The following is a 13,301-nucleotide window of genomic DNA, read 5'->3' on the forward strand; positions in this document are numbered from 1 at the left end:
TTCAGGCGGGCGCGTCTTCCCGCAGCTTCTCGGGCTCCAGGCAGTAGCCCAGGCCGCGTACGGTCATGATGCGCACTCCGCTGGGCTCCAGCTTCTTGCGCAGGCGGTGGATATAGACCTCGATGGCATTGGGAGTGACTTCCTCGCCCCATTCGCACAACAGGTCCACGAACTGGTTCTTGCTGATCATGCGGCCGCTGCGCGACAGGAAGATCTCCAGCAGGCTGGTTTCGCGCGCCGACAGCTCCAGGGGCTGGCTGTCTATGTAGGCCACCCGGCCCTTCAGGTCAAAGCTCAGGCGCTTGTGGTGCAGCATGGCGCTGCTGGTGCCGGTGCTGCGCCGCGTCAGGGCGCGCACGCGGGCCTCCAGTTCGGTCAGGGCGAAGGGCTTGGACATGTAATCGTCCGCGCCCAGATCCAGGCCGCGCACCCGCTGCTCCACCGTGTCGCTGGCGGTCAGGATGAGCACGGGCAGGCTGTCCTGGCGCTGGCGTATGGACTGCAGCACGGCCAGGCCGTGCTTCTTGGGCAGGTCCAGGTCCAGGATCAGCAGGTCGAAACTTTGCAGTTGCAGAGCGGAGTCGGCGCTCTCGCCATCGTGCACCACGTCCACGGCATAGCCCTCGTAGCGCAGGGAGCGGGAAAGTCCATCGGCGAGAATACTGTCGTCTTCGGCTATGAGTATGCGCATGTCCCTGGTTAAATCCGTGTTTTAAAAGCTGTTTTATATTGTTGCACAGGGCTTGCGCGAAGGTCATTAGGGGATAACGATGGACGTTGTGCGACTTTTGTGGATATCTGGTTATATATACAGTATAATTTGATGCAATAATTAAGTTTGGCTTTAAGTTTTACATTGCCGTGCCTGCCCATCGTGGCGCAATTCCATAGTCAAGGATTCTTCATGGACGACAAAAACAGCAAAGCAGTGGCCTCGGAACGTTCAAAAGCGCTGGCGGCCGCCCTTTCGCAGATCGAAAAGCAGTTTGGCAAGGGCTCCATCATGCGTTATGGCGACGACAGCGTCGAGCACGACATCCAGGTCGTCTCCACGGGGTCGCTGGGCCTGGACATCGCCCTGGGGGTCGGCGGCCTGCCGCGCGGTCGCGTCATCGAAATCTATGGACCCGAATCCTCCGGCAAGACCACGCTCACCCTGCAGGTCATCGCCGAAATGCAGAAGCTCAATGGCACCTGCGCCTTCATCGACGCCGAACACGCCCTGGACGTGCAGTACGCCCAGAAGCTGGGCGTGAACCTGGGCGACCTGCTCATCTCCCAGCCCGACACCGGCGAACAGGCCCTTGAAATCACCGAAGCCCTGGTACGCTCCGGTTCTGTCGACCTCATCGTCATCGACTCGGTGGCGGCCCTCACGCCCAAGGCCGAAATCGAAGGCGACATGGGCGACGCCTTGCCCGGCCTGCAGGCCCGCCTGATGAGCCAGGCCCTGCGCAAGCTCACCGCCACCATCAAGCGCGCCAACTGCATGGTCATCTTCATCAACCAGATCCGCATGAAGATCGGCGTCATGTTCGGCAACCCCGAGACCACCACCGGCGGCAACGCGCTCAAGTTCTATTCGTCCGTGCGCCTGGACATCCGCCGCATCGGCTCCATCAAGCGCGGCGAGGAAATGATCGGCAACGAAACCCGCGTCAAGGTCGTCAAGAACAAGGTGGCCCCCCTTCAAGCAGACCGAATTCGACATCATGTACGGCAGCGGCATTTCCCGCGAAGGCGAGATCATCGACCTGGGCGTGCAGACCGGCGTGGTGGACAAGGCAGGCGCCTGGTACAGCTACGACGGCAACCGCATCGGCCAGGGCAAGGACAATGTGCGCGAATTCCTGAAAGAGCGCCCCGAGCTTGCCCGCGAGATCGAAAACAAGGTGCGCGAAAAACTGGGCGTGGCTCCCATGGCGGCGGCTGCACCCCGCTCAGCCAGCGCGGAAGCCTCCGTCACGCCTGAAGACCAAGCTTGATCTACCCGGGCGGGTTCGACGACGAACCCTTCGAAACCGACCCCGAGGAAGTCCAGGAGCGCCGGCAGCGCCAGCGCTCAAATTCGGCTTCGCTTTCTCCGAACCCGCGCGTTCGTACCAGTCCTGCGAAGGTGGCGGGCGACTCCCCTCAGGATTTCGAATCCCTTTCGGCGGCGCCCAAGCGGGCAGGGCCTTCGCTCAAGGCACGCGCCTTGAACTACCTGTCGCGGCGCGAATACTCACGCCTGGAGCTGGGGCGCAAGCTCTCGGCGCATGCCGACAGTCCGGAACAACTGGAAGCCTTGCTGGACGAGCTCACGGCGCAGAAATGGCTGTCCGACGAGCGTTTCGCCCAAAGCCTGGTCAATCGCCGTGCTTCCCGCGTGGGCGCGCGCGTCATTCTGCAGGAATTGCGCCAGCACGGCCTGGATGCCGCGCAGACTGAAACCATCAAGGAAGAGCTGGCGGCCACGGAACTGGAGCGCGCCCGCCAGGTGTGGGCCAAGAAGTTCAGCGCGCCGCCTGAAGACGCTCGCGCCTATGCCAAGCAATATCGCTTCATGGCCAGCCGCGGCTTTTCGGGGCGCATCCTGCAGCAGATCCTGGGCGACTGGGAGGACGATCCCGCCTAGCGCATTCTGCTGCCGGGCCCCATTGCCGGCCGGCTTTCAGGCCTGGGCGGCCACGATCCCCTGCAAGGTCTTGAAGCACGTTTCGCGCGCCTGCTTCAGGAAGGCCTGTACATAATCCGCTTGAAGATCTTCGCTGCGCACCGCGGCATACAAGGTGCGCCATACGCCTTGCTCGCCCAGGCGGCAGGTGCGCAGCCATCCCTGGTTCAGGAATTCCGTCAGCGCCCAGTTGGGCAGGGCGGTCACGCCGCGCTGGCTGGCCACCAGCTGCACGATCATGGGCGTAAGTTCCGCCTGGCGTACGGCGGCCGGTTCTACGTCCGCAGGCTCCAGAAACTGTGTGAAGACATCCAGCCGGCTGCGCTCGACGGGGTAGGTGATCAGCACCTGGTCGGCCAGTTGCACCGGCTCCACATAACGGTACTGGGCGAGCGGATGCTGGCTGGCCACGGCCAGGATCAGCTCGTAGCGGAACAGCGGCGCGTAGTGCACGTCGGCATCGTCCTGCGGGTCGGAGGTGATCACCACGTCCAGGTCGCCGCGCAGCAGGGCGGGCAGGGGGGCGAAAGAAAAGGCGGCGGACAGGTCCAGCGTGACGTCCGGCCATTGCTGGCGGAACGCGTCCAGCGCCGGCATCAGCCATTGAAAACAGGAATGGCAGTCTATGGCCTCGTGCAGTCTTCCGGTCCGGCCGGCAGCCAGGCGCTGCAGGTCTCGTTCGGCAGCGCGGATGCGCGGCAGGATGTCGTCGGCCAAGGTCAGGATGCGCAGGGCGGCGGTTGTCAGGCGCGCCGGGCGGGTGCGCCGGTTCAACAACTGCACCTGCAGTCTGACTTCCAGGTCGCGCAACTGATGGGAGAGCGCCGACTGCGTGACGTGCAGCCGTTCGGCGGCCTCCTGCAGGCTGCCGCTGTCGCGGATGGCGCTCAAGGTTTCCAGATGTCGAATTTCAAGCATGTTGAATAAAGCTCATGTTTAACATGGTGCATTTGATTTTTTTTCAATCAATTGTACAGGCACAATACCCTCCAGACGCCGAAACTGGGCTCTCCGATTATTATTTTTGGGTATATCATGACAATTATTCATAATTTGGGTTTTCCGCGCATGGGCAAGCAGCGCGAACTCAAACGCGCTCTGGAATCGTATTGGGCTGGCAAGGCGAGCCAGGAAGAATTGCTGGAGACCGGCAAGCAGTTGCGCGCCCGCCATTGGGACATCCAGGCCCGGGCCGGACTGGACCTGATCCCCGTGGGCGACTTCGCCTGGTACGACCAGATCCTGGAATGGAGCACCGTGCTGGGCGTGGTGCCGGCCCGCTTCGGCCAGGCCGACGATGCTCCCGTTTCCCTGGATACGCTGTTCCGCATGGCCCGCGGTCGCGCGCCCAGCGGCACGCCCGCCGCCGCTTGCGAAATGACCAAGTGGTTCGACACCAATTACCACTACATCGTGCCCGAGCTGGCGCCCGGCCAGACCTTCCGCATCGCCCGCGACTTCCTGTTCGAGCAGGTCGAAGAGGCCCAGGCCCTGGGCCATGCCGTCAAACCGGTGATCCCCGGGCCCCTGACCTGGCTGTGGCTGGGCAAGGGCGACGCCTACGAAGGCCTGTCGGACGAGCGCAAGCTGGAGTTGCTGCAGGCTTTGCTGCCGGTCTACGAACAGGTGCTGGCGCGCTTCCAGGCGCAAGGCGTGCAATGGGTGCAGATCGATGAGCCGATCCTGGTGCTGGACCTGCCGCAAGCCTGGCGGGACGCCTTCCGCCGCGTCTACCAGAACTTGAACCAGTCCGGGCTGCGCGTGCTGCTGGCCACGTATTTCGATGATCTGCGCGAGAATGTCGCCTTGCTCAAGGACCTGCCCGTGGCCGGCGTCCATGTGGACGGCGTGCGTGCGCCCGCGGCCCTGCAGGCTGTCCAGGCCGTGCTCGGTGTCGACCAGGTGCTGTCCGCCGGCGTCATTTCCGGCCGCAATATCTGGCGCACCGAACTGGACAAGGCGGTCGAACTGCTCAAGCCCTTGCAGGCCGCCCTGGGCGAGCGCCTGTGGATCGCGCCATCCTGCTCGCTGCTGCATGTCCCCGTGGACCTGGACGGGGAGACCGGCCTGGATGCGGAGCTCAAGAGCTGGCTGTCCTTCGCCGTGCAGAAGCTCGATGAGCTCAAGTTGCTCGAAGGCTTGTTGAACGGTTCGCTGGATGCGCAAGGCGAGCAGGACGTGCAGGCCCAGCGCGCCGCGCTGCAAAGCCGCCGCAGCTCCGGCCGTACCCGCATCCCCGCCGTTCAGGCCCGCATGGAAGAGATCGCCCAGGTGCGGCGCGAGCGTGCTCCTTTTGCAAAGCGCATCCAGGCCCAGCGTGAGAAACTGAATCTGCCTGCCTATCCCACGACCACCATCGGCTCCTTCCCGCAGACCACGGAAATCCGCACGGCCCGCCGCGACTGGCGCAACGGCTCCCTGAGCGACGCCGCCTACGAGAAGGCCATGCAGGCCGAGATCGAGCAGGTGATCCGTTTCCAGGAGCGTATCGGCCTGGACGTGCTGGTGCACGGCGAAGCCGAGCGTAACGACATGGTGGAGTACTTCGGCGAACTGCTGGGCGGCTTTGCCTTCACGCAGAACGGCTGGGTGCAGAGCTATGGTTCGCGCTGCGTGAAGCCGCCCATCATCTTTGGCGACGTGGTGCGTCCAGCCCCCATGAGCGTGGCCTGGTCCGCCTACGCCCAGTCCCTGACCGAGCTGCCCGTCAAGGGCATGCTGACCGGCCCGGTCACCATGCTGCAATGGTCCTTCGTGCGCGACGACCAGCCGCGCGCCGACACCTGCCGCCAGCTCGCCCTGGCCTTGCGCGACGAGGTCTCGGACCTTGAGAAGGCCGGCATCCATGTCATCCAGATCGACGAACCCGCCTTCCGCGAGGGCTTGCCGCTGCGCAAAGGCGACTGGCGGCAGTATCTGGATTGGGCCGTGGATTGCTTCCGCCTGTCCACCAGCGCCGTGGCCGATGACACGCAGATCCACACCCATATGTGCTATTCGGAGTTCAACGACATCATGTAATCCATTGCGGCCATGGACGCGGACGTGATCACGATCGAGACCTCGCGCTCCAACATGCTGCTGCTGGAGGCCTTCGAGAATTTCGAGTACCCGAACGACATAGGCCCCGGCGTGTACGACATTCACTCGCCCAATGTGCCGGAGACGGGCTGGATGGTGCGCCTGATGGGCGAGGCCGCCAAGCGCCTGCCCGCCGAGCGCCTGTGGGTGAATCCGGACTGCGGCCTGAAGACCCGCGGCTGGCCCGAGACCGAGGCTTCCTTGCTGGCCATGGTGCAGGCCGCCAAGACCTTGCGCGCCAGCGCCTGAAGCCAGTGTCCGTCTGGCGGTCGGACCTCGCATTGCGCGGGTATCGTCCGCCGCCTGGCCGCACGCCTGGACGACCGCCTTGACGGCGGTCGTTTTTTTAGGCTCGAAATTTCATATATAAAGGGAAAGGCTCATAAAAAAACGGGTATGAACGGTCTGGAGTGTGCGCTCCTATTATGTAAGAGGCTGATACGGACAATACGAGGTGCGTTATACTTAGCCCGTTTCAACCCTGTGCCCTTGAACGTATAAATGCCTTTGCCCAAGCCGTCCGTCGCCCGTGAACCGCTGCATACTCGCACCATCAAGGTGGAGTCATTCATCCGGGAAGATGGCCTGTGGGATCTGGAAGCCGAGCTGATCGATGTGAAGTCCTATGATTTCCCCATTCGCGACGGCCAGATCCACAAGGCGGGCGATCCCGTTCATCACATGCACTTGCGCATCACCATCGATAGCGACTTCACCATCACCGACGCCCTGGCGGTGTACGATGCGGCGCCCTACGGGCAGAACTGCTCGTCCATCGCCGGCGCCTATGCCCAGTTGGTCGGCCTGAACCTGCTCAAGCAGTTTCGTCAACGGGTCAAGGAGCGCCTGGCGCGCTCGGCCGGCTGTACGCACTTGAGCGAACTGGCCCAGGTGCTGCCCACCGCCGCCGTGCAGACCATGGCGGGGCGGCGGCGCAGCAGCGGCGAATCGGAAATCCACCGAACCGACAAGCAGCCCTTCCACCTGGACGGCTGCCACGCCCTGCGCCTGAACGGCCCGGTGGTCAAGGAGTTCTATCCCGTTTGGTACAGGCCGGATGCGCCGGCCCGGGATTCATAGTTTCTGGTTTGTTCAGGTCCCGGGCTCCGGCCCAGGGTTCCTGCCTTTTTTTATTGTGTTTTTAGACTGACAGGTATCACATGAAAATTCACGAATATCAGGGCAAGTCGCTGCTTAAGCAGTTTGGCGTTGCCGTGCCGCGCGGAATTCCTGCCTTCTCCGTCGACGAGGCTGTGGCGGCCGCACAGGCGCTGGGTGGCTCCGTGTGGGTCGTCAAGGCCCAGATCCACGCAGGCGGCCGTGGCAAGGGCGGCGGCGTCAAGCTGGCCCGCTCCATCGACGAAGTGCGTCAACTGGCCTCGGAAATCCTGGGCATGCAGCTGATCACGCACCAGACCGGCCCTGAAGGCCAGAAGGTGGGCCGTCTGCTGATCGAAGAAGGCGCGGACATCAAGAAAGAATACTACGTGGGCATCGTGACCGACCGCGCCTCGCAGCGCGTGGCCGTCATGGCTTCCAGCGAAGGCGGCATGGAGATCGAAGAGGTCGCCGCCCACTCGCCCGAAAAGATCCTGAAGGAATTCGTGGATCCCGCCCTGGGCCTGACGGCCGAGCAGGCCGCCAAGCTGGCCCGCGGCATCGGCGTGCCCGACGCTTCCGTGGAGAAGGCCGCCGCCGAATTCCAGAAGCTGTACAAGGCCTACACCGAGACCGACGCCGAACTGGCTGAGATCAACCCCCTGATCCTGACCGGCTCGGGCGACATCATCGCCCTGGACGCCAAGTTCAACTTCGACGGCAATGCGCTGTTCCGCCATCCCGACATCGTCGCCTTCCGCGACCTGGCCGAAGAAGACCCTGCCGAAGTCGAAGCCAGCAAGTACGACCTGGCCTACATCCAGCTGGACGGCAACATCGGCTGCCTGGTGAACGGCGCCGGTCTGGCCATGGCCACCATGGACACCATCAAGCTGTTCGGCGGCGAGCCCGCCAACTTCCTGGACGTGGGCGGCGGCGCAACCGCCGAGAAAGTCACCGAAGCCTTCAAGATCATGCTGGCCAACAAGGGCGTCAAGGCCATCCTGGTCAACATCTTCGGCGGCATCATGCGCTGCGACGTCATCGCCGAAGGCGTGATCGCCGCGTGCAAGGCCGTCAACCTGAACGTGCCTCTGGTCGTTCGCATGAAGGGCACCAACGAAGAGCTGGGCAAGAAGATGCTGGCCGAATCCGGCCTGCCCATCATCAGCGCGGACACCATGGCTGAAGCCGCGACCGCCGTCGTCGCCGCCGCCAAGTAAGAAAAGGTTGAGGATTAGCAAATGTCGATTCTGATCAATAAAGACACCAAAGTCATCACACAAGGGATCACCGGCAAGACCGGCCAGTTCCACACCCGCATGTGCCGCGAGTACGGCAACGGCATGGAAGCCTTCGTGGCTGGCGTGAACCCCAAGCGCGCCGGCGAAGATTTCGAAGGCATCCCGATCTACGCCTCCGTCTCCGACGCCAAGGCCGAGACCGGCGCCACCGTTTCGGTCATCTACGTGCCGCCGGCAGGCGCGGCCGCCGCCATCTGGGAAGCCGTTGAAGCCGATCTGGACCTGGTGATCTGCATCACCGAAGGCATCCCCGTGCGCGACATGCTGGAAGTGCGCAACCGCATGCGCGCCGAAAACCGCAAGACCCTGCTGCTGGGCCCGAACTGCCCCGGCCTGATCACCCCCGATGAAATCAAGATCGGCATCATGCCCGGTCACATCCATCGCAAGGGCCGCATCGGCGTGGTCAGCCGCTCCGGCACGCTGACTTACGAAGCCGTGGCGCAAGTCACCGAGCTGGGCCTGGGCCAGTCCTCGGCCGTGGGCATCGGCGGCGACCCGATCAACGGCCTGAAGCACATCGACGTGCTGAAGATGTTCAACGACGATCCTGACACCGACGCCGTCATCATGATCGGCGAGATCGGCGGTCCGGACGAAGTGAACGCCGCCCTGTGGGCCAAGGACAACATGACCAAGCCCGTGGTCGGCTTCATCGCCGGCGTGACCGCGCCTCCCGGAAAACGCATGGGCCACGCCGGTGCGCTGATCTCCGGCGGCGCCGACACGGCCGATGCCAAGCTGGAAGTGATGGAAGCCTGCGGCATCCGCACGACCCGCAACCCTTCCGAAATGGGCAAGCTGCTCAAGTCGGTGCTCTAAGAAGTCCAGGCCCGCCTCGGCGGGCCTTTTGTCCGGCCGCTTCGCGGCCGGGCGCCAGCGGCCAGCCGGTTTCGCCAAGAAGAACACCATTCCGGCGCATTCCTTCCCGAATCTGGCCAGCCTGCACGCACGCTGAATTACGTAACAAAAGAAAACAGCCCATGCCGCGTTTTCGGCTTGCCGTCCACCTCGTGGCCTGCATGCCATTCGGATTTGCCAGGCGTGGAACAGTCCGCGGGGCCTGTTCCATGTCCGGGCTCATCCCCCAAGGGGAGCTTTTCCCCTGGAGCGGTCCGGCGTAAAAATACGGCGCCTGCCCATGAACATGGAGCGGCGGATAATTTATAGCTGTAACGGGAACTACTATGATTGAATTTCTGCAATCGCTCCATTGGGGGTCATTGTTCCAGATCGTCCTGATCGACATTCTGCTGGGGGGAGACAACGCGGTCGTGATCGCCCTTGCGTGCCGCAACCTGCCCAAGCAGCAGCGCATGCAAGGCATCCTGTGGGGGACCGCGGGCGCCATCATCCTGCGCGTGGTCCTGATTTTCTTCGCCCTGACGCTGCTGGGCATTCCTTTCCTGAAGGTCGTGGGCGCCTTGCTGCTGCTGTGGATCGGCATCAAGCTGCTGATGCCCGACGATGACGAGCATGGCAACATCCAGGGCGCAAGCTCCATCTGGGCGGCCGTCAAGACCATCATCGTGGCGGACTTCGTCATGAGCCTGGACAACGTCATTGCGATTGCCGGCGCGGCCCAGAATGCCCATCTGGACCATCAGCTGGGCTATGTGATCTTCGGCCTGCTGCTGAGCGTGCCCATCATCATCTGGGGCAGCACCCTGGTTCTCAAACTGATCGATCGCTTCCCCATCGTGGTCACCTTCGGTGGCGCCTTGCTGGGCTGGATCGCCGGCGGCATGCTGGTGACCGACGCCTTTGTGGAAAATCAATTCGGCGTGGTCGCGCAGCCTGTTAAACTGGGGGTTGAGATCGTCTGCGCCCTGCTCGTGGTGGCTGTCGGCAAATGGCTGGCCAGCCGCAAGGGCTCCACCAAGGAAAGTTAAGTCAATGGCAATTTTCAAGTCTTCCGACGCCAAGTCCCAGGAAAGCGGCCTGTCGCTGCTGCAAGGGCTGGGCATCCTGGCCGTCATCGGCATCGTCGCCGCCGCTGTTCTGCGCTACTTCGCCGCATGATGGCAGCGGCTGCACCCCAGGAACTGGTCATCGCCACCCGCGCCAGCCAACTGGCGCTATGGCAGGCCGAGCACGTCCGCGGCCTCCTGCAGCAGTTGTACCCGCAGTGCCGCGTCAGCCTGCTGGAGATGACCACCCGCGGCGACACCATTCTGGATCGCACGCTGTCCAAGGTCGGCGGCAAGGGGCTGTTCGTCAAGGAGCTTGAAACCGCCTTGCTGGACGGTCGCGCCCATCTGGCCGTCCACTCCCTGAAAGACGTGCCGGTGGACCTGCAGTCCCCGTTCGCCTTGCCCGTCATCATGGAGCGCGAGGATCCGCGCGACGCCTTCGTCTCCAACGAGTACGCCAAGCTGGCCGCGCTGCCGGCCGGCGCCGTGGTCGGCACGTCCAGCCTGCGCCGCGAATCCCAGATCCGCGAGCGTTACCCCCATCTGGAAGTACGACCCCTGCGCGGCAACGTCCAGACCCGCCTGGCCAAGCTGGACCGCGGCGAGTACGCCGCCATCATCCTGGCCTCCGCCGGGCTGCGACGCCTGGGCCTGGCCGAGCGCATCCGCGACTACATCTCCGTGGAGGACAGCCTGCCCGCGGCCGGTCAGGGCGCCCTGGGCATCGAGATCCTCGAAACACGCCAGGACGTGGCCCAGTGGCTCGCGCCCCTGGCCGACGCTTCGAGCACCGCCTGTGCGCTGGCCGAACGCGCCGTTTCGCGCGCATTGGGCGGCTCCTGCCAGGTCCCGCTGGCGGCCTACGCCACCTTGCAGGGGGACAATCTGGAATTGCGGGGCCTGGTGGCCGAACCCGACGGTTCCGTGGTCTATCGCGCACAGGCCCATGGTCCGGCGCGAGACGCCGAAGTCCTGGGTCAGGCCCTGGCGCAGGATCTGAAAGAGCAGGGGGCCCAGGCCGTCCTGGACCGCCTGCTGTCCGAATCGCCCCAAGGGCGCTGATACGGAATGGGCATGCCCAAGGCTGTGTTGACGCGGCCGGCAGGCCGAAATGAAACCCTGGCGGCCGCCCTGGCCGCGCAGGGTTTTTCTTCGCTGGTGCTGCCTGCCCTGGAGCTGCTGCCGCTGGATCTGTCCGGCGAGCGCTGGCAGGACCCGGCGGACTACGATCTGCTCATGTTCGTCAGCGGCAATGCCGCCGCTTTCTACTTCTCCGCCCTGCGCGAGCGCGGCCGGCGCTGGCCCGAAGGCGTGCGGCTGGCTGCCGTCGGCGCGGCCACGGCGCGGGCGCTGCTGGCTCAGCCTGGCGTGCCTCCCTGGGCCGTCATCCAGCCTTCCGATCCTGCCTCGCTGCAGGACTCCGAGGCCCTCTGGCCGGAGATCGAACCTTTACTGGGGCAGTTGCGCCGCGTTCTGATCGTGCGCGGGCAGACCGGGCGGGAATGGCTGGGCGAACGACTGGAGCAGGCAGGCGTGCAGGTGCAGCGGCTGGCCGTCTACCGACGTTGTCCGACGGTCTGGAACGAGGACCAGGTGCGTCTGGTCCGGCAGGCCCTGGATGAACCCATGGCAGTCCTGCTGAGCAGTTCCGAAAGCGTGGATGCGGTGCTGGCCAATGTGCAGCGCCTGGACATGATCGAGCGCTGGGCGGCTGCCTGCCGCTATGTGGTCATCCATCCGCGCATCCAGGAACGTTTACAATCCCGCTTGGATCAGGCTGGAATCACCGGGCGTCCAGTGGTACAAAGATGTACGCCAGACGACGGCGCCATTGTCGCTGCCATGGTAGCGGCGCTCTCGCGCGACTAGCCTCACACGGATTACAATCTTGCCATGAACGCTAAAACAGATAACACATCCGCAAGCGAACCGGGGCCAAGCGTGCCCGGCCCAGAAGCCGCCAAGGCGTCCGCTTCCTATCCGGGCGCCGCTGCGCCGCGCGCGCCCGAACACCGCCGCAAGAGCGGCGCCGGCCCAGCCTATGCCCTGACGGCCGTCGTGGTCGCGCTGGCGGCCGCGGCCCTGTGGTATCAGAACAGCAGCATCCAGCAGTACAAGGACGAGCTTCAGGGCCAGTTGGCCGCCAACATCAGCGCCACGCAGCAGGCCAATCAGCGCGCCGAGCAGGCGCTTGCGCAGTTGCAGCGCCAGTCCGACAAACTGAACGCCCTCGAACAGTCCTACCGGGATTCCACCGAACAGTTCCAGGACCTGAGCCAGGCTTTCCAGACCATGACGGATAGCGGCTCGGACCTGATTCTTTTGAACGATATCGATCACCTGGCCACCATCGCTCAACAGCAGCTGCTGCTGGGCGGCAACGTGGCCAACGCCATTGTCTCCCTGGAAGCCGCGCAGGCCCAGTTGGCTCGGGCCAACCGCGTGCGCCTGGCGCCGCTGCAACAGACCCTGAATGGGGACCTGGACCGCCTGCGCGCCGCTGCCACCGTGGACGTGGCCTCTTTGTCGCGCCAGCTGGACACCTTGTCGCGCTACGTCTCCGAAGCGCCATTGCTCGTGCCCGACGATGTCGCCGGCGGCGCCAGCACTCAGGCGCTGAACCTGCAGCCCGAGCAACAGGCGAGCGCCGAGCTGCCCGCCGACGCATCCTGGTGGGCGCGCACCTGGAACGCCGTGGAGCAGTGGAGCGCGGAAGCGTGGCGGTCCGTGACGCATGACCTGGGGCAGTTCGTGTCGGTGCGGCGCGTGGACGATGCGGCCGCGCTGCTGATGTCGCCCGACCAGGCGGCCCGCCTGCGCGAGAACCTGCGCCTGCGCATCATGACCGCCCAGCTTGCCATGATGATGAACCAGTCTTCGGTCTGGCAGACCGAGCTGGATGCCGTGATCACCGCGCTGGAAAAACGGTTCGACCTGCAGTCCAACGAGGTGCAGCAGGCCTTGCGGCTGACCCGTCAACTGCAGGACGCCCAGATCGGCGCCCGTCTGCCCACAGTCAACAATACCCTGGCCGCCATCGAAAGCCTGCGTCAGGCCGAGGCGAGCCGCGCCCAGGACAAGCAGCCGGCGGTTCCGTCCACGGAAGCTCCCGCCCAGGAGCCCGAATCCGAATCCTCCCCCGGCGAACAGCCGGCCCAGGAGCCGCCTGCTCCCGCTGCGAGCCAATCCGAAGCCGGCGATGCCGCGCAGGCGACCAATGCCGCGGTCGGGCAGGCGCAGGGGTAAGCG

General features: G+C 64.4%; 11 protein-coding genes and 2 pseudogenes. 11 read left to right on the plus strand and 2 right to left on the minus strand.

Annotation, left to right across the window (positions count from 1 at the left end; translation table 11 throughout):
- Position 1 precedes the first annotated feature (1 nt).
- Positions 2 to 691, minus strand: a complete 690-nt coding sequence (locus ACWPWO_RS16825; RefSeq protein ID WP_394060112.1) for a response regulator — start codon at positions 689 to 691, stop codon at positions 2 to 4.
- A gap of 213 nt (positions 692 to 904) precedes the next feature.
- Between ACWPWO_RS16825 and recA the strand changes: the two are divergent.
- A pseudogene (gene recA / locus ACWPWO_RS16830) lies at positions 905 to 1,985 on the plus strand (recombinase RecA).
- Positions 1,982 to 2,617 carry a recombination regulator RecX gene (recX, locus tag ACWPWO_RS16835; RefSeq protein ID WP_454007572.1) on the plus strand — a complete coding sequence of 212 codons (636 nt, stop codon included), beginning with the start codon at positions 1,982 to 1,984 and terminating at the stop codon, positions 2,615 to 2,617. The pseudogene recA and the gene recX overlap by 4 nt, the downstream one beginning before the upstream one ends.
- Positions 2,618 to 2,653: 36 nt before the next feature.
- Here the strand turns inward: recX and ACWPWO_RS16840 are convergent, their stop codons facing one another.
- Positions 2,654 to 3,574 (minus strand): LysR family transcriptional regulator, encoded by a 921-nt coding sequence (locus tag ACWPWO_RS16840; protein WP_454007573.1) that lies wholly within the window; start codon positions 3,572 to 3,574, stop codon positions 2,654 to 2,656.
- Positions 3,575 to 3,691: 117 nt separating this feature from the next.
- On the opposite strand from ACWPWO_RS16840, the pseudogene metE reads away from it, so the two are divergent.
- From metE to ACWPWO_RS16885, 9 genes and pseudogenes are all read left to right on the plus strand, one after another.
- Positions 3,692 to 5,986 (plus strand): annotated as a pseudogene (gene metE / locus ACWPWO_RS16845) (5-methyltetrahydropteroyltriglutamate--homocysteine S-methyltransferase).
- A gap of 252 nt (positions 5,987 to 6,238) precedes the next feature.
- Positions 6,239 to 6,817, plus strand: coding sequence for a DUF2889 domain-containing protein (locus ACWPWO_RS16850; RefSeq protein ID WP_454007574.1), 579 nt, complete (start codon positions 6,239 to 6,241; stop codon positions 6,815 to 6,817).
- 80 nt (positions 6,818 to 6,897) lie between these two features.
- Positions 6,898 to 8,058, plus strand: coding sequence for an ADP-forming succinate--CoA ligase subunit beta (gene sucC, locus ACWPWO_RS16855; protein WP_454007575.1), 1,161 nt, complete (start codon positions 6,898 to 6,900; stop codon positions 8,056 to 8,058).
- Positions 8,059 to 8,079: 21 nt separating this feature from the next.
- Entirely contained in the window at positions 8,080 to 8,961 is an 882-nt protein-coding gene (gene sucD, locus ACWPWO_RS16860; protein ID WP_394060098.1) for a succinate--CoA ligase subunit alpha, read from the plus strand.
- A 365-nt stretch (positions 8,962 to 9,326) separates the two neighbouring features.
- Positions 9,327 to 10,031, plus strand: a complete 705-nt coding sequence (locus ACWPWO_RS16865; RefSeq protein WP_454007576.1) for a TerC family protein — start codon at positions 9,327 to 9,329, stop codon at positions 10,029 to 10,031.
- 4 nt (positions 10,032 to 10,035) lie between these two features.
- Positions 10,036 to 10,161 carry a hypothetical protein gene (locus ACWPWO_RS16870; protein ID WP_394060094.1) on the plus strand — a complete coding sequence of 42 codons (126 nt, stop codon included), beginning with the start codon at positions 10,036 to 10,038 and terminating at the stop codon, positions 10,159 to 10,161.
- Positions 10,161 to 11,114: a hydroxymethylbilane synthase gene (gene hemC / locus ACWPWO_RS16875; protein ID WP_454007810.1), complete on the plus strand. Its 954-nt coding sequence runs from the start codon at positions 10,161 to 10,163 to the stop codon at positions 11,112 to 11,114. Before ACWPWO_RS16870 ends, hemC begins: the two co-directional genes overlap by 1 nt.
- A gap of 12 nt (positions 11,115 to 11,126) precedes the next feature.
- Entirely contained in the window at positions 11,127 to 11,921 is a 795-nt protein-coding gene (locus ACWPWO_RS16880; protein ID WP_454007577.1) for a uroporphyrinogen-III synthase, read from the plus strand.
- Positions 11,922 to 11,993: 72 nt separating this feature from the next.
- Positions 11,994 to 13,298 carry a uroporphyrinogen-III C-methyltransferase gene (locus ACWPWO_RS16885; protein WP_454007578.1) on the plus strand — a complete coding sequence of 435 codons (1,305 nt, stop codon included), beginning with the start codon at positions 11,994 to 11,996 and terminating at the stop codon, positions 13,296 to 13,298.
- Positions 13,299 to 13,301: the final 3 nt, after the last annotated feature.

The organism is Alcaligenes sp. Marseille-Q7550 (assembly GCF_965112015.1).

What these genes read in the sequence shown, in the direction of transcription:
- ACWPWO_RS16880 (WP_454007577.1), top strand. Translation starts at nt 11,127, where the DNA reads ATGCCCAAGGCTGTGTTGACGCGGCCGGCAGGCCGAAATGAAACCCTG.
- sucD (WP_394060098.1), top strand. Translation starts at nt 8,080, where the DNA reads ATGTCGATTCTGATCAATAAAGACACCAAAGTCATCACACAAGGGATC.
- ACWPWO_RS16850 (WP_454007574.1), top strand. Translation starts at nt 6,239, where the DNA reads ATGCCTTTGCCCAAGCCGTCCGTCGCCCGTGAACCGCTGCATACTCGC.
- hemC (WP_454007810.1), top strand. Translation starts at nt 10,161, where the DNA reads ATGGCAGCGGCTGCACCCCAGGAACTGGTCATCGCCACCCGCGCCAGC.
- ACWPWO_RS16865 (WP_454007576.1), top strand. Translation starts at nt 9,327, where the DNA reads ATGATTGAATTTCTGCAATCGCTCCATTGGGGGTCATTGTTCCAGATC.
- sucC (WP_454007575.1), top strand. Translation starts at nt 6,898, where the DNA reads ATGAAAATTCACGAATATCAGGGCAAGTCGCTGCTTAAGCAGTTTGGC.
- ACWPWO_RS16870 (WP_394060094.1), top strand. Translation starts at nt 10,036, where the DNA reads ATGGCAATTTTCAAGTCTTCCGACGCCAAGTCCCAGGAAAGCGGCCTG.
- ACWPWO_RS16825 (WP_394060112.1), bottom strand. Translation starts at nt 691, where the DNA reads ATGCGCATACTCATAGCCGAAGACGACAGTATTCTCGCCGATGGACTT.
- ACWPWO_RS16840 (WP_454007573.1), bottom strand. Translation starts at nt 3,574, where the DNA reads ATGCTTGAAATTCGACATCTGGAAACCTTGAGCGCCATCCGCGACAGC.